Origin of the sequence: Rhabdochlamydiaceae symbiont of Dictyostelium giganteum (assembly GCF_964291045.1) — a bacterium.
Classification (GTDB): Bacteria; Chlamydiota; Chlamydiia; order Chlamydiales; family Rhabdochlamydiaceae; genus PALSA-1444.
This window is the reverse complement of record NZ_OZ197277.1, coordinates 1049880-1069005: the sequence shown is the minus strand read 5'-3', so window position 1 is coordinate 1069005 and position 19126 is coordinate 1049880. Positions and strand designations below refer to the sequence as shown.

Annotated in this window: 14 protein-coding genes and 1 tRNA gene; 10 read left to right on the top strand and 5 right to left on the bottom strand. The window is 40.1% G+C overall.

Annotated elements, in window-relative coordinates:
• Positions 1-19 precede the first annotated feature (19 nt).
• From tuf to rpoC, 10 genes are all read left to right on the top strand, one after another.
• Positions 20-1204 carry an elongation factor Tu gene (gene tuf / locus ACI7T6_RS03710; RefSeq protein WP_404665074.1) on the top strand — a complete coding sequence of 395 codons (1185 nt, stop codon included), beginning with the start codon at positions 20-22 and terminating at the stop codon, positions 1202-1204.
• A gap of 44 nt (positions 1205-1248) precedes the next feature.
• Positions 1249-1321: transfer RNA gene (locus ACI7T6_RS03705), tRNA-Trp, on the top strand.
• A 91-nt stretch (positions 1322-1412) separates the two neighbouring features.
• Entirely contained in the window at positions 1413-1604 is a 192-nt protein-coding gene (gene secE / locus ACI7T6_RS03700) for a preprotein translocase subunit SecE (RefSeq protein ID WP_404665073.1), read from the top strand.
• 4 nt (positions 1605-1608) lie between these two features.
• Complete coding sequence (gene nusG, locus ACI7T6_RS03695) at positions 1609-2148, top strand: transcription termination/antitermination protein NusG (protein ID WP_404665072.1); 540 nt, start codon at positions 1609-1611, stop codon at positions 2146-2148.
• Positions 2149-2166: 18 nt separating this feature from the next.
• Positions 2167-2607, top strand: a complete 441-nt coding sequence (gene rplK / locus ACI7T6_RS03690; protein ID WP_404665071.1) for a 50S ribosomal protein L11 — start codon at positions 2167-2169, stop codon at positions 2605-2607.
• A 3-nt stretch (positions 2608-2610) separates the two neighbouring features.
• A complete protein-coding gene (rplA, locus tag ACI7T6_RS03685; RefSeq protein WP_404665070.1) occupies positions 2611-3300 on the top strand; it encodes a 50S ribosomal protein L1 in 690 nt (229 codons plus the stop codon).
• Positions 3301-3303: 3 nt separating this feature from the next.
• Positions 3304-3813: a 50S ribosomal protein L10 gene (gene rplJ / locus ACI7T6_RS03680; RefSeq protein ID WP_404665069.1), complete on the top strand. Its 510-nt coding sequence runs from the start codon at positions 3304-3306 to the stop codon at positions 3811-3813.
• Positions 3814-3823: 10 nt separating this feature from the next.
• Positions 3824-4213: a 50S ribosomal protein L7/L12 gene (gene rplL, locus ACI7T6_RS03675; RefSeq protein ID WP_404666126.1), complete on the top strand. Its 390-nt coding sequence runs from the start codon at positions 3824-3826 to the stop codon at positions 4211-4213.
• A gap of 147 nt (positions 4214-4360) precedes the next feature.
• Positions 4361-8125 (top strand): DNA-directed RNA polymerase subunit beta, encoded by a 3765-nt coding sequence (gene rpoB, locus ACI7T6_RS03670; protein ID WP_404665068.1) that lies wholly within the window; start codon positions 4361-4363, stop codon positions 8123-8125.
• Positions 8126-8135: 10 nt separating this feature from the next.
• Positions 8136-12290 carry a DNA-directed RNA polymerase subunit beta' gene (rpoC, locus tag ACI7T6_RS03665; RefSeq protein WP_404665067.1) on the top strand — a complete coding sequence of 1385 codons (4155 nt, stop codon included), beginning with the start codon at positions 8136-8138 and terminating at the stop codon, positions 12288-12290.
• A gap of 359 nt (positions 12291-12649) precedes the next feature.
• Here rpoC and ACI7T6_RS03660 read toward each other — a convergent pair whose 3' ends face one another.
• From ACI7T6_RS03660 to tal, 5 genes are all read right to left on the bottom strand, one after another.
• On the bottom strand, positions 12650-13777 hold the full coding sequence (locus tag ACI7T6_RS03660) for an ATP-binding protein (protein WP_404665066.1): 1128 nt from the start codon (positions 13775-13777) through the stop codon (positions 12650-12652).
• A gap of 96 nt (positions 13778-13873) precedes the next feature.
• On the bottom strand, positions 13874-15769 hold the full coding sequence (locus ACI7T6_RS03655) for an AAA family ATPase (protein ID WP_404665065.1): 1896 nt from the start codon (positions 15767-15769) through the stop codon (positions 13874-13876).
• A 183-nt stretch (positions 15770-15952) separates the two neighbouring features.
• Positions 15953-16738 carry an ABC transporter permease gene (locus tag ACI7T6_RS03650; protein WP_404665064.1) on the bottom strand — a complete coding sequence of 262 codons (786 nt, stop codon included), beginning with the start codon at positions 16736-16738 and terminating at the stop codon, positions 15953-15955.
• Positions 16735-17658, bottom strand: coding sequence for an ABC transporter ATP-binding protein (locus ACI7T6_RS03645; RefSeq protein ID WP_404665063.1), 924 nt, complete (start codon positions 17656-17658; stop codon positions 16735-16737). Before ACI7T6_RS03645 ends, ACI7T6_RS03650 begins: the two co-directional genes overlap by 4 nt.
• Before the next feature lie 116 nt (positions 17659-17774).
• Positions 17775-18740 carry a transaldolase gene (gene tal / locus ACI7T6_RS03640; protein WP_404665062.1) on the bottom strand — a complete coding sequence of 322 codons (966 nt, stop codon included), beginning with the start codon at positions 18738-18740 and terminating at the stop codon, positions 17775-17777.
• Positions 18741-19126: the final 386 nt, after the last annotated feature.

Genomic DNA, 19126 nt, shown 5'->3' with positions numbered 1-19126 from the left:
ATTTAAACGGAGGAATTAAATGGCAAAAGAAACATTTCAAAGAAATAAGCCTCACGTCAATATCGGAACCATTGGTCACGTTGACCATGGAAAAACCTCTCTGACGGCTGCTATCACAAAAGTTCTCGCTGAACGCGGAGGCGCACAGTTTCGTGATTACGCTTCAATCGACAGTACACCTGAAGAAAAAGCGCGTGGTATTACTATTAACTCAACCCACGTAGAGTACGAAACAGACACAGTTCACTACGCTCACGTTGACTGTCCTGGACACGCTGACTATGTTAAAAACATGATCACCGGTGCTGCGCAAATGGACGGAGCAATTCTCGTTGTAGCTGCAACAGATGGTCCAATGCCTCAAACAAAAGAACACATCCTTTTAGCTCGCCAAGTTGGAGTTCCTGCAATCGTTGTATTCCTTAACAAAATGGATATGATTGAAAAAGGTGACGAAGAGCTTGTTGATCTAGTAGAGATGGAACTGACTGAACTTCTTGAATCTAAAGGATATAAAGATGTCCCAATTATTCGTGGTTCAGCTTTAAGAGCGCTTGAAAATGATCCAACTTATGTAGACAGCATTGTAAAACTGATGGATGCAGTGGATAAACATATCCCTATTCCAACTCGTGAGACAGACAAACCTTTCTTAATGCCTGTTGAAGACGTTTTCTCTATCTCAGGAAGAGGAACCGTTGCAACTGGACGTATCGAAAGAGGAGTCGTAAAATCTAACGATAAACTCCAACTCGTTGGACTCCGTGAAACACGTGAAGTCGTTGCGACTGGTGTTGAAATGTTTAAGAAAATCTTAGACGAAGGAAGAGCTGGAGAAAACGTCGGACTTCTTCTTCGTGGTATCGATAAGAAAGATATCGAGCGTGGAATGGTTCTTGCAGCTGCTGGAACTTGCAAACCTCATAAGAAATTTAAAGGTGCAGTTTACATCTTAACAAAAGAAGAAGGCGGACGCCATAAATCTTTCGTTAGCGGATACCGTCCTCAGTTCTATTTCCGTACAACTGACGTGACAGGAACAGTAACTCTTCCAGAAGGCGTACCAATGGTAATGCCTGGCGATAACGTAGAAATCACAGGGGAACTCCTTGTTCCAATTGCGATGGAAGCTGGAATGAGATTTGCGATCCGTGAAGGTGGACGTACAATCGGTGCTGGAACAGTTAGCCAGATCCTCGATTAATTTCGTTTAAGAGAAGAAGGTCTTGCAAAAGACCTTCTTCTCATGGGTGTGTAGCTCAGTTGGTAGAGCAGCGATCTCCAAAGTCGCCGGTCGGGGGTTCGAATCCCTCCGCACTCGTTGTCTTATACAAGCATTGGTTAACAGTGCAGAACAGAAAAGCTAAAATCACTTTTAAGCTTTTGAATATAGAAGAATCTAAGAAGTACCTATGAGTTATTTAGAACAGCTAAAGAATGAACTGAAGCAAGTGACGTGGACGTCAAAGGAAGAACTTGGCACACTCACAAAAATTGTTGTGGTTGTGACATTTGCATTTGGCCTTGGCATTTATGGTGTTGATCTAGTGATTAAAGGGTGTCTTACAAGTTTTAAAAATCTCATCGATCTGATTTTTGGGTAAAAACATGCAGAAATGGTACGTTATACAAGTGATCTCAAGTCACGAAAAACGGGTGAAAAAAGCAATCGAAGAAAATCGTGATTCCCAAGGGATGAGTGAGATGGTCTTTGATGTTTTGGTTCCGACAGAGAATGTGGCTGAAGTCAAAAAAGGTCAACAACGCATTAGTGAGAAAAGACTGTGGCCAGGCTATATTTTAGTGAAAATGGAACTGACAGATGATTCGTGGATGTATATTAAAAACATTAACGGGGTCATTGACTTTTTAGGCGGAGGAAAGCCTAGCTTTTTATCTCAGTCAGAAGTCGATTCTATTTTTGCAGAGCTGGAAGAAAAAAGTCAGGGAGTTGTGCTTAAGCACAATATCCAATCAGGCGATCGTGTGCGAATTGTCGATGGAGTGTTTGTCAATTTCACAGGAATTGTGCAAGAAGTGTTCTACGACAAAGGCCGCTTAAGTGTTCTCGTCTCTATCTTTGGTCGTGATACCAGAGTAGATGATTTAGAGTTCACTCAAGTTGAACAAGTGCCTCTAGAAATCTAACGTAATTGAAGAGAGAATATGGCTAAAACAATTGTAAAAACTATTAAATTGCAGATCATTGCAGGAAAAGCTAACCCAGCGCCTCCAATTGGACCAGCTCTTGGTGCTGCTCAAGTCAACATCATGGCTTTCTGTAAAGAATTCAATGCAAGAACGCAAGAAATTGCAAAACAAACTCCTGCGCCAGTCGTTCCGGTTGTCATTTCTGTTTTTTCTGACAAAACTTTTACGTTTGTCATGAAAGAGTCTCCAACATCAAGACTCATTTTAAAAGAAGCGGGAATTGAAGCGGGCTCTAAAGTGCCAAACCGAGACAAGGTTGCTAAATTAACAAAACAACAAGTGACGAAAATCGCTGAGCAAAAAAGAGTGGATATGCGTGTGCGTACTCTAGAAGCTGCAGAGAGACTCGTTGCTGGAACTGCACGCTCAATGGGCGTAGACATTATCGAAGGATAACATATGAAAAGTAAACGCAATCGGGAGATAGCAAAGCTTGTGAATAAGCAAAAAGCTTATAAACTTGCAGAAGCTATCGAGATTTTAAAAAAAGCTCCGGCCGTTAAATTTGACGCGTCGGTAGAGATTGCTCTGAAGACAGGGATCAATGCCCAGAAATCAGATCAACAAGTGCGTGGCGTTGTCTCATTACCGAATGGGCTTGGCAAAAAACAGACTGTTCTTGTTTTTGCTAAAGGGGACAAAGTTAAAGAAGCGCTTGATGCTGGAGCTGACTACGCAGGTCATGACGATCTGTTTGAGAAAGTGAAAGGTGGATGGACAGATTTTGATGCTGTTGTTGCAACACCTGATATGATGAGAGAAGTGGGTAAACTGGGAAAAATTTTAGGACCAAGAAGCTTAATGCCTTCTCCTAAAGCAGGAACAGTGACATCTGATGTTGCCACAGCTGTAAAAGAGATCAAAGCAGGACGTGTTGAATTTAAAACAGACAAATTCGGTGTGATCAGCGGATCCGTTGGGAAATTATCATTTTCAGAAGAGTTTCTTGTTCAAAACATCAAGGCGTTTGTTTCTGCGATTGCAAAAGCAAAACCGGTTACTGCAAAGGGAGTCTTCTTAGTTTCTCTTGCAATGTCATCAACAATGGGACCTGGTCTAAAAATTGATATGAGCGGACTTCAGGAGTAAAACATGAGACAAGAAAAGCAACTTCTTCTCGATGATATTCGAGACCGTATTTCTGAATCCCAAGGGTTTATTTTAGCTAGTTACAATAAAATGGATCCTAATTTAGCTGCAAAATTCCGTTTTGATCTCATGAAATCAGGCGGAGAATTTGAAGTTATTCGTAAAAGGATTTTAATTAAAGCGGCAGCAGCAGCAGGACTTACTCTAGAGCGGTCTTCTATGGAAGGACACATTGGAGTGATCTTTGCAACTCAAGATCTTCTTGAAACAGTAAAAGCAGTTTTTCAATTTAAACAAGGAAGCCAAAACGCAATTGACGTTTTAGGTGGCCGTTTTGAAGGACAGCTTTACTCAGCTAAAGATATGGAAGCGTTATCTAAACTTCCATCTAAACCAGAAATGCAAGCTCAGCTTCTTGGACTACTCGAAGCTGTTCCATCGCAGCTGCTGGGTGTTATTGATGCGCTATTAAGTAGCGTACCCCACTGCTTAGATAACAAAAGTACAAAATAAATAGAGGTAAATTGTGAGCAAAACTTTAGAACAAATCGTAGAAGACTTAAGCGCATTAAGCGTACTGGACATGTCCAAACTCAAAACAATGCTGGAAGATAAATGGGGCGTAAAAGCAGCAGCAGCAGCTGTAGCAGTAGCAGCTCCTGCAGCAGCGGCAGCTCCTGCTGTTGCAGAATCAACAGAATTTCAAGTGACACTTGAAAAATCTGCTGATGACAAGAAAATCAGCGTGATTAAGATTGTCCGTGAATTAACAGGTCTTGGACTGAAAGAAGCAAAAGAACTCGTAGAAAGCACACCTAAAGTTCTTAAAGCATCTTGCAGTAAGGCTGAAGCAGATGACATCTCTAAAAAAGTTGTTGCTGCTGGTGGTCAAGTTACTGTTAAAGGTCTTTAATCTTATTTAAGTTCTTTAAATGTGAGCAGAGAGAACCCTTTTATCTTAAAAGGGCCTCTGCTCATTATTATTTTTTAAGCCGTCCAATCAGCTGATTTAACTCTGTTAAGTCATCTATTTAGACATTTTAAGAAGGAGCGATTGGCAATGCTAAAACATGCACCTGAGCGTATCAGTTTTCGAGAGAAAGAAGAAATTATCGATCTCCCAAATTTGATCGAAATTCAATTAAAATCCTACCGCGAATTTTTGCAAGCAGACATTCTTCCGAGTGAGCGACACAATGTAGGATTACAAGAAGTTTTTAATGAAATTTTTCCTATTAAGTCCTATGACGACAAAGTCGTTTTAGAATATTTGTCTTATAATTTAGGCGTGCCTAAATACACTCCAGAAGAATCCATTAGACGGGGTATTACCCATAATGTCACTCTGAAAGTGAAGTTTCGCTTAACGGATGAAACCGGGATTAAAGAAGAAGAAGTTTACATGGGGACTCTCCCTGTCATGACTGACAAGGGGACTTTTGTTGTAAACGGAGCAGAACGCGTGATCGTTTCTCAGCTTCACAGATCTCCTGGAATCTCATTTGAGCAAGAAAAACATCCTAAAGGGGTGGTGATCTACTCATTCCGTATGATTCCTTATAGAGGCAGCTGGCTGGAAGCTTCTTTTGACACGAACGACATGATTTACATCTATGTGGACCGTAAAAAACGGCGCCGTAAGATTTTAGCGACCTCTTTTGTAAGAACACTTGGATATTCATCTGATGCAGACATCATTGAAGAGTTCTTCTCAACCCAACGTGTTAAAATTAAATCAGAAAAAGACTTTACAAAGCTTGTTGGGAAAATCTTAGCTGAAGATATCGTTGATGCAGAAGCGGGCATTATCTTAGGAAAAGCTGGGGAAAAGCTAGCGACTGCGATGCTTAAGAAAATGTTAGATTCTGGAATCTCTGTTGTGAAAATTGCAGAAGATGCCGATGAAACATCTCCCATCATTAAGATGCTTGCAAAAGATCCAACAGACTCTTATGAATCAGCATTAAAAGATTTCTACCGTAAAGTGCGCCCAGGTGAGCCTGCAACGCTTGCCAATGCACGTTCGATGATGATGCGTCTTTTCTTTGATGTAAAACGGTACAATTTAGGAAGAGTAGGACGGTATAAACTGAACCGTAAACTGAAATTCCCGACAACTGATCAAGAACTTGAGATTGCAACACTACGTAAAGAAGATGTGATTGGAGCGATCAAGTATCTCATCAGACTGAAAAAAGGAGACAGCGATGTTTCTGTGGATGATATTGATCATTTAGGCAATAGACGTGTCCGTTCTGTAGGAGAGCTTGTGCAAAACCAATGCCGTATTGGCCTTGCCAGAATGGAAAAAATCATTAAAGAAAGAATCAACTTATTTGATTTTTCTGCTGATACGCTCACTCCTGGAAAAGTGATTTCTGCAAAAGGACTGGTTGGGGTTTTAAAAGACTTCTTTGGAAGATCACAGCTTTCTCAATTCATGGACCAAACAAATCCTGTGGCAGAGCTAACGCATAAAAGAAGACTCTCTTCCTTAGGGCCAGGTGGACTTAACCGAGATAGAGCAGGCTTTGAGGTAAGGGACGTTCATACCAGTCACTACGGAAGGATTTGCCCAATTGAAACTCCTGAGGGGCCAAACATCGGTTTGATCACATCTCTTTCTGCTTTTGCGAAAATCAATGAACTTGGGTTTATTGAAACCCCTTACCGTATCATCAGAGACGGCATTGTCACAGAAGAGATTGAATACATGACAGCTGATCAAGAAGAAAATAGCGTGATTGCTCAGGCGTCAGCTCCTCTTGATGAGTACAACATGTTTCAAGAGCAATTTTGTTGGGGAAGAATTAAAGGCGATCCTTTAAAGATTGAAACTGCAAAAGCGACTCACATGGACGTCTCTTCTAAACAGCTGGTCTCTGTTGTCACAGGACTGATTCCGTTCTTAGAGCACGATGACGCTAACCGGGCGCTTATGGGTTCTAACATGCAACGTCAAGGTGTCCCTCTTTTAAGAACTGAAGCGCCTATTGTAGGAACAGGACTTGAAAAAAGAGTTGCTAAAGACTCTGGAGCAGTGATTATCGCAGAAGAAGACGGCACTGTAGACTATGTGGATGGATTTAAAATTGTGATTGCCGCAAAGTCTAACCCTTTAAATAAGAGAACGTATGAGCTGAAGAAATTCATGCGCTCAAACGCGGGGTCATGCTTAAACCAAACCCCCATTTGCCATGTTGGCGATGTGGTGGTAGCAGGTGACATCATTGCAGACGGACCGTCTACTGATAAAGGGGAAGTGGCTCTTGGTAAAAACGTGCTTGTTGCCTTCATGCCTTGGTGTGGATACAACTACGAAGATGCGATCATCATTTCAGAAAAGCTTCTTAGAGAAGACACCTACACATCTCTTTACTTAGAAGAGTTTGAGCTCACTGCTAGAGACACAAAGCTTGGAAAAGAAGAGATCACAAGAGATATCCCTAACGTCTCCGAAGAGATTTTGGCGAATCTTGGAGAAGATGGTATTATCCGTATTGGAGCTGAAGTTCAACCAGGAGATATCTTAGTTGGAAAAATCACTCCTAAATCTGAAACAGAGCTTGCTCCTGAAGAGAGACTTCTTAGAGCCATTTTTGGTGAGAAAGCAGCAGATGTTAAAGACGCATCCCTTACAGCACCTCCTGGAACAGAAGGGGTTGTCATGGATGTTAAAGTGTTTAGTAGACGTGACCGCCTTTCTAAAACAGATGATGAGCTTGTCGAAGAAGCTAGCCGGATGAAAGATGTGCATCTTGAGTATAAAAATAAAGAGTCTGAACTCATCATGGAGCTGCATGAGAAACTGGGAGCAATTTTCTTAGGAGAGAAGGCGCCAGGACCGATTATGCACCGCAAGACAGGGGAAGTCCTCATCCGTGAAGGGGAAGTGATTTCTCAAGACATGATTGAAGTGTTAGAATCTGAAAAAGCAGAAGATCTTCTTCTTTCTGATCACGATATTTACACAACACTTAAAGTGATGATCCGTGAGTTTGAAGTGAAGATGGAAACGCTTCAACTTCAATATAAAACAGAAATTGAGCACATGAAGAAAGGGGACACAGAACTTGATCCTGGAGTCATTCGCCAAGTTAAAGTCTACATTGCAACCAAACGTAAGTTGCAAGTGGGAGATAAAATGGCAGGAAGACACGGAAACAAAGGTGTTGTGTCTAAAATTGTTCCAGAAGCTGATATGCCGTACCTTCCGGACGGTGTGTCCATCGAGATGATCTTGAATCCTCTTGGGGTGCCTTCCAGGATGAACATGGGTCAGCTTTTAGAGACGCATTTAGGTTATGCGGCGAAAAAAGCCGGGATCTATGTCAAGACGCCTGTATTTGAAGGGTTCCCTGAATCTCGGGTTTGGGAAATGATGGGACAAGTAGGTCTTCCTCAAGATGGTAAGCTTTGGCTTTATGATGGAAGAACAGGTGAGCGTTTTGATAACACAGTGGTTGTGGGTTACATCTATATGTTAAAACTTAACCACTTAGTGGCAGATAAGATCCACGCAAGAGCGATTGGTCCTTACTCACTTGTCACACAGCAGCCACTTGGCGGTAAAGCGCAGATGGGGGGACAAAGACTTGGAGAGATGGAGGTTTGGGCGCTAGAGGCTTATGGAGCGGCTCACCTTCTTCAAGAAATGCTCACTGTAAAATCCGATGATGTGACCGGTCGTACGCGCATTTATGAACTGATCGTTAAAGGGGAGAATATCCTCGTACCAGGAACACCCGAATCGTTTAATGTTCTCGTTAAAGAGATGCAAGGAATTGGCTTAGATGTTCGCACAGAAAGCACTGCACAAGAATAAGGGAGAAGCAATGGAAAGTTTTCATAATTCGCAATTTGACAAGTTAACCATCAAGATTGCTTCCGAAGATGTCATTCGTAATGAATGGTCTCGTGGAGAGATTAAAAAACCGGAAACAATTAACTACCGTACCTTCAAACCTGAGAAGGGCGGTCTTTTCTGTGAGAAAATTTTTGGTCCAACACGGGACTGGGAATGTGCTTGCGGTAAGTATAAGAAGATTAAGCATAAAGGGATTGTGTGTGACAGATGCGGTGTAGAAGTCACCTTATCTAAAGTGCGTAGAGAACGTATGGCACACATTGATTTAGCGGTTCCAGTGGTTCACATCTGGTTCTTTAAAATCATGCCTTCACGCATCGGGAACATTTTAGGGATGTCAACATCTGACCTTGAGAGAGTCATCTATTACGAAGATTTCGTGGTGACAGATCCAGGGAGAACAACCCTTGAAAGAAAACAACTCTTAAACGATGTGGAACTAAGAGAAGCTCAAGAAAAATGGGGCTCTGATAGTTTTACTGTGAAAATGGGGGGATCTGCGATCAGTGAACTTCTTGAAAAAGAAGATCTTCAATCTCTTGTTGTTGAGCTGAAAGATAAACTCCGTAAAACAAAGTCAATGCAAGCTAGAATGAAGCTTGCAAAACGGCTCAAAATTATCGAAGGGTTTGCTGGATCTCCGAATAAATGCGATTGGATGGTGATGTCTGCAGTTCCTGTCATCCCGCCAGAATTAAGACCTCTTGTGCCTTTAGATGGCGGACGGTTTGCAACATCTGACTTAAACGATCTGTATAGACGTGTGATTAACCGTAATAACCGTCTTAAAGCGATTTTAAAGCTCAAAACTCCTGATGTGATCATCCGTAACGAAAAACGGATGCTGCAAGAAGCTGTTGACGCGCTCTTTGATAACGGCCGTCACGGCCACCCTGTCATGGGAGCAGGAAATAGACCCTTAAAATCTCTTTCTGAAATGCTGAAAGGAAAACAGGGAAGATTCCGTCAAAACCTCCTTGGAAAACGGGTAGACTATTCCGGTAGATCTGTGATCGTGGTAGGTCCTGAGCTGAAATTTAATCAGTGCGGGCTTCCTAAACAGATGGCGCTTGAACTCTTTGAGCCGTTTATTGTGAAAAGACTTAAAGACCTCGGCTATGTTTATACGATCCGCTCTGCAAAGAAAATGATTCAAAGAGAAGCTCCTGAAGTGTGGGACGTTTTAGATGAAATCATTAAAGGGCACCCTGTTCTTCTTAACCGAGCTCCAACACTTCACCGTTTGGGGATCCAAGCGTTTGAACCGGTGCTCATTGAAGGAAAAGCGATCAGGATTCACCCGCTTGTGTGTACAGCCTTTAACGCCGACTTCGACGGAGACCAAATGGCGGTTCACGTGCCCCTTTCCGTAGAGGCGCAAATTGAAGCTAAAACGCTTATGATGGCACCTGATAATATCTTCTTACCTTCTTCTGGAAAACCGGTGACGGTTCCTTCTCAGGATATGATTTTAGGACTCTATTATCTGATGTATGACCCTCTTTATTTCCCTGAAGATCATGGAAAGAAGACAAAAGTGTTTGGAAGCGTTGATGAAGTGATGCTAGCTCTTTATGCAGGAGATAGTTTTAACCGCGCTGAAGAAGTGCAGTTAGATCACCGCGTGGATGAACTAGGAAGAGGTTTGCACATTCATGAGAAAATTAAAGTTCGCCTTCCCACAGGGATGGTAGAAACAACACCTGGCCGTGTGATTTTCAACTCGATTGTGCCAAAAGAACTGGGATTTCAAAACTACATCTTAAGAAAGAAAAAGCTCTCAGAGCTCATCTTAGAGACGTATAAAAAAGTGGGCTTAGAAGCGACTGTTCAATTTTTAGATAACCTCAAAAATCTTGGATTTAAAGAAGCTACAAAAGCCGCTCTTTCAATGGGTGTTAAAGATGTGAAAATCCCTGCAGATAAAGCGCAAGTGCTGGAAAATACAGCAACCCGCATTGAGATGGTCCGTAAGCAGTACGAAGACGGTATTATCACAGACGGGGAACGTAAGTCAAAAGTGATTAGTATTTGGACAGAAGTGACTGATTCTCTTGCAGAAGAGCTCTTTAAATTGCTAGGGCAATCTAGCGGCTCAAAACTTAATCCTCTCTTTATGATGATGGATTCAGGAGCTCGGGGAAGTAAATCGCAGATTAAGCAGCTTGGAACAGCAAGGGGCCTAATGGCGAAACCTTCGGGAGAAATTATTGAATCTCCAATTACCTCTAACTTTAGAGAAGGGTTATCTGTTCTTGAGTACTTTATTTCATCTCACGGAGCGCGTAAAGGTCTTGCCGACACGGCGCTTAAAACAGCTGACTCTGGTTACCTCACAAGAAGACTTGTGGACGTGGCTCAAGATGTGATCATCACAGATGACGATTGCGGCACGATTAACGGGATTGAAGTGAGCGCGATTAAACAAGGGCAAGAAGAACTTCTTCCTTTAAGAGATCGTATTTTTGGTAGAACAGTGTGTGATGATATCTTCTTACCAGGAGATCAAACCAAGCTGCTGGCTAAATCAGGTGATTGCTTAAATATTAAACAATCAGAATCGATTGACGATGCAGGGATTGATTTGATTAAAATCAGATCACCGCTTACCTGTGAAGCTAAGCGCGGCATTTGCATGAAGTGCTACGGTATTAACCTCGCTAACGGAAAAGTCGTTGGAACAGGAGAGGCTGTGGGGATTATTGCTGCTCAGTCGATCGGGGAACCAGGAACCCAGCTCACGATGAGAACGTTCCACCTTGGAGGTATTGCGTCTGCAGCGATTAGTCCAGAGGCGATTGCGGAAGAAAAAGGTATTCTCGTTTATGACAACTTAAGAATTGTTAAAGATGAAGATGGCGTTTTTGTTGCACTGAATAAAAATGGACTTTTACATATTGTCCGTGATGAAGAAAGATCACTTGAAGAATATAAAAAGCTCTTAAGCACAAAATCGATTGAACCGCTTCAAACCTTTAACATTGAACTTGGAACCAAGATCTTATTAGAAGATGGATCCAAAGTAGGTAAAAGAGTCAAGATCGCTCAGTGGGAACAGCATAACGTGCCGATCATCTGTGAAAGACCAGGTTACGTGAAGTATGAAGACTTAGTGGAAGGGATCTCAACACAGAAAGAGGCTAACAAGCAGACAGGACAGTATGAGCTGATTGTTAAACAACACCGCGGTGAATTACACCCTCAGATTATGATTTATTCTGATAAAGGGTTTAATGAGCTTGTAGGAACGTATGCGATTCCATCAGGAGCGTTTATCTCTGTTCAAGAAGGGCAATACGTGACAGCTGGTGTTCTCTTAGCAAGACTTCCAAGAGGTGCGATTAAAACAAAAGACATCACCGGAGGACTTCCAAGAGTTGCAGAACTTGTGGAAGCTAGACGTCCTAAAGATGCAGCAGAAATTGCGAAGATTGACGGGGTTATTGACTTCCGCGGCGTTCAAAAGAGTAAGCGTATTGTGATTGTTCATGATGAAGAAACAGGCATGGAAGAAGAGCACCTCATTCCGTTAACAAAACACTTAATTGTTCAAAAAGGTGACCTTGTCATTAAAGGACAACAGTTAACAGACGGTCTAGTGGTACCTCAAGAGATTTTAGATATTTGCGGTGTCCGCGAACTTCAAAAATATCTTGTGAACCAAGTGCAAGAGGTTTATCGACTCCAAGGTGTGGATATCAATGATAAACACATTGAGATCATTGTGCGTCAGATGCTTCAAAAGGTGCGCATCACAGATCCGGGTGATACTGTATTCCTTTATGGAGAAGATATTGACCGTAAACAGTTCCATGACCAAAACCAAAAAGTGGTGAGTGAAGGTGGAAAGCCAGCGCAAGCAGCTCCTGTGCTCTTGGGTATTACAAAAGCGTCGTTAACAACCGAATCTTTTGTATCAGCTGCTTCCTTCCAAGAAACCACTAAGGTCTTAACAGACGCAGCAAGTGAAGGAAAAACAGACTTCCTGCTCGACTTTAAATCTAACCTCATCATGGGTCACATGATCCCTGGGGGAACTGGGTTTACAGAATACCATAACCGCGTGAAGAAATATCTGGATCATAACGATGCAGAAGATTTCGAAAACGCTTTCGTAGAGTAAGACACTCTTTTGATGCAGAGCTAGGGATTCCTAGCTCTGCATTTCTTTTTAATTCACACTCATCTATTCAAGCATCTTATCCATCTAAGAGAAAACTCTTCTGATGAGATGACTTATTTTTTCTTGGTTCTCTTTTTAATTTCATAATAGAATCTATTTTTTTAAGAAATAAAACTCAAAAATATTAGGTATAGTGATGCGATTTTCCCATTAAGGAAAAAGATAGAGAAATAAAACTCTTAAATCCCATGAATAAAAGGGAATGAGAGAGTGAGTTGATATTCACAAAAAAGATGGATGATAAGAAGCTAGCTTAGAAACCATCATCTTGAGTCAAAAAAGATGTTTTTACTCTCAATTTAGAGGATATCTTCATGATAAGAGCTTGAAAACTCCTTGATATTTGTTAAATCTATTAACTCTGTATTTCCACATTTTAAAATAATATCGTCAACTGTTTTAAAAAAATGCGCAAGGTTCAGAGAGGGAGAAGGAGAGGTATTTGTTGCTAAAGTTAAAGGATCATCAGAAGGCGTGTTTTTTTGAATGGGTAAAGAGGTAAATTTGAGATTTGCAATTTGTAAAAGAGCCTCGGGATGAAACTGAATAGAGGGGTAGTGAGACTGTGTGTAATTTTTCAGTAAAAGAGCAATTTGCTGAGGGGTGGGTTTTGGTACTTCATAAATAGGAACCATAGGGAACCTTTTATTGTCTTGAAGAGTAGTTATTCCTATAAATTGAATTTTTTTATCTTCAATTAATTTCACCAAATGGGGAATGAATGTAGGAGCATAGGCATTTAAGACTTCATTTGAAAAAAGAGCCTCTAGATCATCAATCAGTAGAATACAGCTAACATTTTCCTTAAAAAAGTCACAAAATAATTGAATATTAGATGTCATATTAGACACATTGAGATCAATTAAGTGGCCCGGAAAAAATTGATAGACGGATTTTTCTTGCTGACTTAAGGCATGAGCAATTAATTGCGCTGTCGATGTTTTTCCAATCCCTTTTTCTCCTTGAATTAAGAGACTTAAGCGGTGCTTAGCTAATTTTTGTGTCACAGCATCAAGCGTTGCTTTATCAAAAGGAATCACCCCTTTATCTAAGGAAGAAATTTTCTGCAAAAAAGGAGGGGTAGAAGTTTGAAGAGGGAGTTCTTCTAAAGAAGAGTCAGAAGGAGGAGGGGATTTTAAGGAGTTATTAATAACGATGAACAGCTGCAGGGTAAAGGTTCCCACTAAAAGCACAATAGCTATATTTTTGATTTTGATAGAGCTTGCAGCATGATATAAAAGAATGGGGGTTACAGTGGAATAGTAAAGAAATCCCCTTAGAGTAGGGGGTAGAGTGAGATGGTTTTGAGTTGCCATTGTATCCATAAAAAGCATTTGAACTACTGCCATGCTTAATAATAGGGTTGTTTTTCCTGTATTTAAACAGGTGTAAAGAAGAGGGGAGTGGATGAATACAGGATTGATCATGAATTTTTATCCTCTAAAGGTGGGGATGCATTCTTATTGTAATAAAAAAATTAAAAATGCAAACCTCTTTTTTCATTAAAAGAGATTTGCATTTTTTTAGTTCTGTTTAGAGGCAAAAGCTATAGATGAAGATGCGTAGCTAGAGGACTCAAATAGATACTTTTTAAGGGTTTGAAGCACCTTAGCAACCGTTGTCTGATCTGAGAGTTCTTTCTGCGCTTTTCCTATGAGCTCTTGGATCTTATCTTCTTCTAATGAAGCATCCTTGAAGTGAGTTTTTAACAAATGCTCTGCCATTTCTATTTTTAAAGGAGGAAGAGGTAGATATAAGAGATCTTGCGGAAGAGAAGAAATCTCTTCGTGCATTAAAGCAGTTGTGGCAAGTAGCTGCATTTCTTTCTTTTGCAGATGATTTTTTAAGGTGTACTGGAATGTGGGCAAGGATGTTCGAATTACAGGATTAGAAAGCAAATCTTCAATCTCTTCAATACAAAGGATGGCATTTTTATTTTCATTTAAAAAAGTTATCATTTGGCGAAAGTTATGCTCTAGAAGAGAGGGGTCTTGTGAAATAAAGGCATCTGTTTGAAGAAGATAGATTTTCTTTTGTTCTTTTTTGAGCTGGTTGGCAATGAAGTAAATAGCCGCAGTTTTCCCGCTTCCCTTTACCCCTCGAATCACAGCACTTTCTCCTTGCTTAAGATAATCAGCTGTTTGATTGCTAAACACGGGATGGATATCTTTTAAAGAAGAAGATGAGGAAGATAAATCTTGAAGAAAAGAGGGGGGAGAAGCAAGGATGAGCTGACTTGTGATTTCAGGGGCTGGGGTTTTTTGGATAAATGCATTAAGAATCACATCAATATCACCCTTATTTATGGAGTAATAGTGACTTAAAGCAGTTACGATCGCTTCTTTATAAAGAGAAGAGGTGGTTTCATCAATAGGATTTGTAAAGTCAATCTTGAGATTGAGAAGATGATCAAGAAGTGTTAATGCTTTATCAGGCTGTCCCCGATCTCCTTGGTAAAGAGAGGAAATCATGATCACAAAATGAAGAACAGAAGGGTGAACGGTTTTACCAGGGTGATTTTGTTTAAGGTAACTGTTTAATACTTCCATACAGCTTAGAGGATCCATATTTTCAATGTGAATTTCTTGAAATCTTCTATTGAGTGCTGAGTCCACCATACAGTTTTGATAGTCTTGAGGCGTCGTGGCTCCAATGACATGAATTTCATTTCGGCTTAAAGCTTCTTTTAAACTCTCTCCAATTGAGCTTGTCCCTTTTTGTGTTTTTCCATCTGAAAGAATGGTGTGAATCTCATCAATGAAAATAATGGCATTTTTGTTCCGTTTAGTAAAACTTAAAAGCTCTGCAATTTTTTCATTAAACTGGCCAAGATACTTTGTTTTACTTAAAAAGATATTTTTATCTAAAAGGTAAATGGTCTTTTGATAAAGGGGGGACTCTTTCATATGAGATTGTTTCAGCTGTTTGGCTATAATTTCAACAAGAGAGGTTTTTCCTGTTCCTGGATTTCCTACCAACATGATGTGAGGTTTATGAAGAGAGGCAAGCTGATTAAGAAGAGCATCTGCTCTAGAGTCTTGCTCTTTTAAATCATTTTTATTTAAAGAAGCTTTAGATAGATCTCTTAAAAAAGAGGGAATTGGGGGCTTTTTTTGGGTGTAAAGAGCTTTTGTTAGGTGAGTTAACGCGTTAGCGAAAATGAGACAAGAAAAAGCAAGGCCGTAACTTCCTAAAAATTTTTCTCCTAAATCGCTAAATTCAATGATGGAAGCTGTGGAGGAATAGAAACTTAGCACTCTAGGAAAAAGTGGCATTTGTTCAAAAGGAGAGCCGTAGAGTTTTGAGATAATGGGAATCACTAAGCTATGAGCTAGCTGAGCACATACAATCCATTGAGCTGCCCTTAAACAATTTTGGGGAGTAAGTAGTGGCTTGATAGGAGCTAAATTAATATTCATAAAACCTCGTAGCATTCATTCTACAGGAGTGTTATAAAAGATTCAATCGGGTTTTATTATATCTGGTTTTTATGGATTTAGTTTTTGTTTATTTGATTTTAATTATAAAGATATAATAAATTGATTTAGAGTAATGCTCTCTATTTTATTGATGACTCAATATAAAAGAGAGCGTATTTGTCATTATTCAAATCTTGAGAGACCCTTAGTGCGGCTTTTTTCAAAGGCAAAGGAAAATGTCATCATACTTAAAAATAAATAGAAGAGGTTAAGCCCTAAGCTATAGCAAAGAGCAGTCCAAGGAAAAGCTCCTCCATTTAAAATGGCACGCATCCCTTCAAAAACATAGGTTGTAGGTAGACTCCAAGCAATACCATGTAAAGAGGCTGGAAGGGATGAGACAGGGTAGTAGACTGCGCTAAAAGGAGCAAAAATATAAGCTGTCATCCAAGCAAGCATTTGAAGTCTTTGTCCCCAATAAATCACAATAGAGGCAGCAAAAAAGCCAATTGCCCATCCTGACATCATGAGAAGCGCTGTGAATGGAAGAAAAGCAAACCCTAAGGAGAAGATGTTAAGAGAGTAAAGGAGATACACAAGAAGAGCACCAAATCCAATCGTGATGAAGATCTTCAAAGTGGATAACAGTAGCACTCCCACCATCCATTCTGTGAGTTTTAGAGGAGTGGAAAACAGATTTACAAGATTTCTATTCCAAAACTCTTGAAGAAGATTAATCGATATTTCATAGTTTCCTCTCCACACAATCTGCCAAAATACAAGCCCTGTCATCACAATGAGAGCAACATTTGATGTGTGCCCGCTTTCATGTTGAATCCACACAGTGGTTAAGCCCCAGAGCACAATATCAATGGCTGGCCAATAAAAAAGATCTGCAATTTGTTCCAGCTTAGCAAACAGGTAAAAGTAGTGTAAAAAAATTCCCCAGCACCGTTTTAAATTTATCATTGCTTTGCCATTTTTAAAAAGTAGTCTTCAAGAGTTGGGTGGTGAATTTGAATATCACTAAACGCAATTTTGAGATGGATGATTTCTGTGAGAAGATGAGGGATGGCTGTCTCTTCGATCCGGAGTTCAATTTGTCTGTGATTTACTGTATAAGATATGTGAGATTGATTTAGAAAGTGGATGAGTCTTTTCATTCCATCGACAATAGTTAGATGCACAAGAGAATGAGAAATGGTTTTCACTAAATTCTTCGGGACATCGTTAGCAACAATTTTTCCTTTCTCAAGAAAAAGAACTCTATCACACAGTTGAGACACCTCTGCCATTTTATGGGAGGTAAAGAGCATGGATGTCCCATGTTCTTTTCTCTCTTCTAAAAGAAAAGAACACACTTCTTTTGCCATATCCGCATCTAAAGAAGCAGTCGGTTCATCTAAAAGCACAATTTTGGGCCTTGCTAAAAACGCTTTCACAAGAATTAAACGGGTGAGCTGCCCTGCAGAGAGTTGAGAGACGGCTGTTTTTAACTTATCCGCAATCCCAAACCGCTCTAAAAGAGGGTCTCTCCGTTTTTTAATTTGAGCATTAGAGAGGCTATATAACCTTCCAAACACATTTAAATTTTGCTCAATGGTGAGCTTCCAAGGTAAGTTGGCATAAGTACTTGCAAATGTAATGTGTTGTAACACCTCAGTACGGTGCTTGCTAAACTCTTTACCAAAATATTGAATCGAACCTGAGCTGTAGGTGAGGGTTCCTAGAAGCATTTGAATGGTAGTGGTTTTTCCTGCCCCATTACATCCTAAAAGGCCAAGAATTTCTCCTTTTCCTAAATGAAAAGAAATACTATCAACAGCCGTCATAGGAGGGCTACCTGGAAAGGTCTTAGAGAGCTGATCTGCAACTAAAATATGTGCCATAAGTCAATTAAATTTTGCCATCATTGTATCCCATAAAAGGGATGAAGTAAACAAAAAGGTCTTTAAGGTTGGAGAAGCAGACCTTTTCTTATCTTCACCCCTTTACTCTTTTCTATTTATGAAGCGGATTGCATCTTTTGAGTTAAAAGTGTCTCGAGCTTTAAGATATCAGATGTAAATCCTCTAATCCCTTGATACAGTTTGTCAGAGGCCATGGCATCTTCACACATCATCCACCGAAATAAAGCTTCATCCATTTTGACTAGCTTAATATCCATGTTTTGTGAAGACTCTATAGAGAGTTGACGAGGCACTTGACTCTCTACTTGAGAAAGTGTTTCAAGAAATTTAGGCGCAATTGTTAAAAGATCACATCCTGATAGCTCTGTAATTTCATCACAGTTTCTAAAAGAAGCTGCCATGATCTCTGTTTTAATATGAAATTTCTTATAGTAGTTATAAATGGTTTTCACAGAGAGAACACCTGGATCTTCATGAGGCAAGTAGCTCTTTTTTGTATGCGTTTGGTACCAATCTAAAATCCGTCCCACAAAAGGAGATATTAAAGTGGCTTTAGCATCTGCACACGCAATCGCTTGAGCTAAGCTAAAAATAAGAGTCATATTGCAGTGGATACCTTCTTTTTCTAAAGCAGCTGCTGCTTGGATCCCTTCCCATGTCGAAGCTAGTTTAATTAAAATACGGCTTCTATCAATGCCAGCTTTTTCATACAGGCTAATGATCTCTTTTGCTTTTTGAACCGATTTTTGAGAGTCAAAAGAGAGTCTAGGATCGATTTCTGTTGAGATACGGCCAGGAATCATTTTTAATATTTCAATGCCAAAATTTACACACACTTGATCTAATAGGCATCTTAAGACTTGAGTAGAATCTAAGCCCAGTGCAAGGGTCTTCTGAATAGCCTCATCAATCAAAAATTGATACTCTTCTTGAGAGGCGGCAGCTAATATAAGCGAAGGGTTGGTTGTTGCATCAGTTGGCAGGTATTTTTTAACAGCCTCAATGTCTCCTGTATCTGCAACAATTGTGGTCATTGTCTTTAATTGATCAAGTTGATTCATCTGTTTTCCTTGAAGATCGGTTAAAAGAAAGGTGTAGATATTTTAAGAGATAACAGAGGGTGAAAAACGGTTTTTAATAGGTATTTTATTGCCTAGAAGCTAACCCCTAGCCACTCTTAATGGATCAAGGATACTCTTTTTCTTCTTGCTGAATCAAATGATTTTGTAAAAAAAATAAGGCCTGTTATGTTCAGCAGAGTTTTTTGAAGAAAAAACTGTCTATATGAAGATTTAAAAAAAATTAGCCTTTAAGAGAGCGTGATGCCTTTAAATAGGAGAAAAAGCTTTCCTGAAATGGAGAAGATTTCAGGGAATTGCTTGATAAAAAGAAATCTTATTTAGGCTGGGGAGTTTTTACTGTAAAAAGAGAAGCTATTTTGAGCCGC

Bases quoted from the DNA above. Each gene is read 5' to 3' on its own strand.
- tuf (WP_404665074.1), top strand. From the start codon at position 20: ATGGCAAAAGAAACATTTCAAAGAAATAAGCCTCACGTCAATATCGGA.
- secE (WP_404665073.1), top strand. From the start codon at position 1,413: ATGAGTTATTTAGAACAGCTAAAGAATGAACTGAAGCAAGTGACGTGG.
- nusG (WP_404665072.1), top strand. From the start codon at position 1,609: ATGCAGAAATGGTACGTTATACAAGTGATCTCAAGTCACGAAAAACGG.
- rplK (WP_404665071.1), top strand. From the start codon at position 2,167: ATGGCTAAAACAATTGTAAAAACTATTAAATTGCAGATCATTGCAGGA.
- rplA (WP_404665070.1), top strand. From the start codon at position 2,611: ATGAAAAGTAAACGCAATCGGGAGATAGCAAAGCTTGTGAATAAGCAA.
- rplJ (WP_404665069.1), top strand. From the start codon at position 3,304: ATGAGACAAGAAAAGCAACTTCTTCTCGATGATATTCGAGACCGTATT.
- rpoB (WP_404665068.1), top strand. From the start codon at position 4,361: ATGCTAAAACATGCACCTGAGCGTATCAGTTTTCGAGAGAAAGAAGAA.
- rpoC (WP_404665067.1), top strand. From the start codon at position 8,136: ATGGAAAGTTTTCATAATTCGCAATTTGACAAGTTAACCATCAAGATT.
- ACI7T6_RS03660 (WP_404665066.1), bottom strand. From the start codon at position 13,777: ATGATCAATCCTGTATTCATCCACTCCCCTCTTCTTTACACCTGTTTA.
- ACI7T6_RS03655 (WP_404665065.1), bottom strand. From the start codon at position 15,769: ATGAATATTAATTTAGCTCCTATCAAGCCACTACTTACTCCCCAAAAT.
- ACI7T6_RS03650 (WP_404665064.1), bottom strand. From the start codon at position 16,738: ATGATAAATTTAAAACGGTGCTGGGGAATTTTTTTACACTACTTTTAC.
- ACI7T6_RS03645 (WP_404665063.1), bottom strand. From the start codon at position 17,658: ATGGCACATATTTTAGTTGCAGATCAGCTCTCTAAGACCTTTCCAGGT.
- tal (WP_404665062.1), bottom strand. From the start codon at position 18,740: ATGAATCAACTTGATCAATTAAAGACAATGACCACAATTGTTGCAGAT.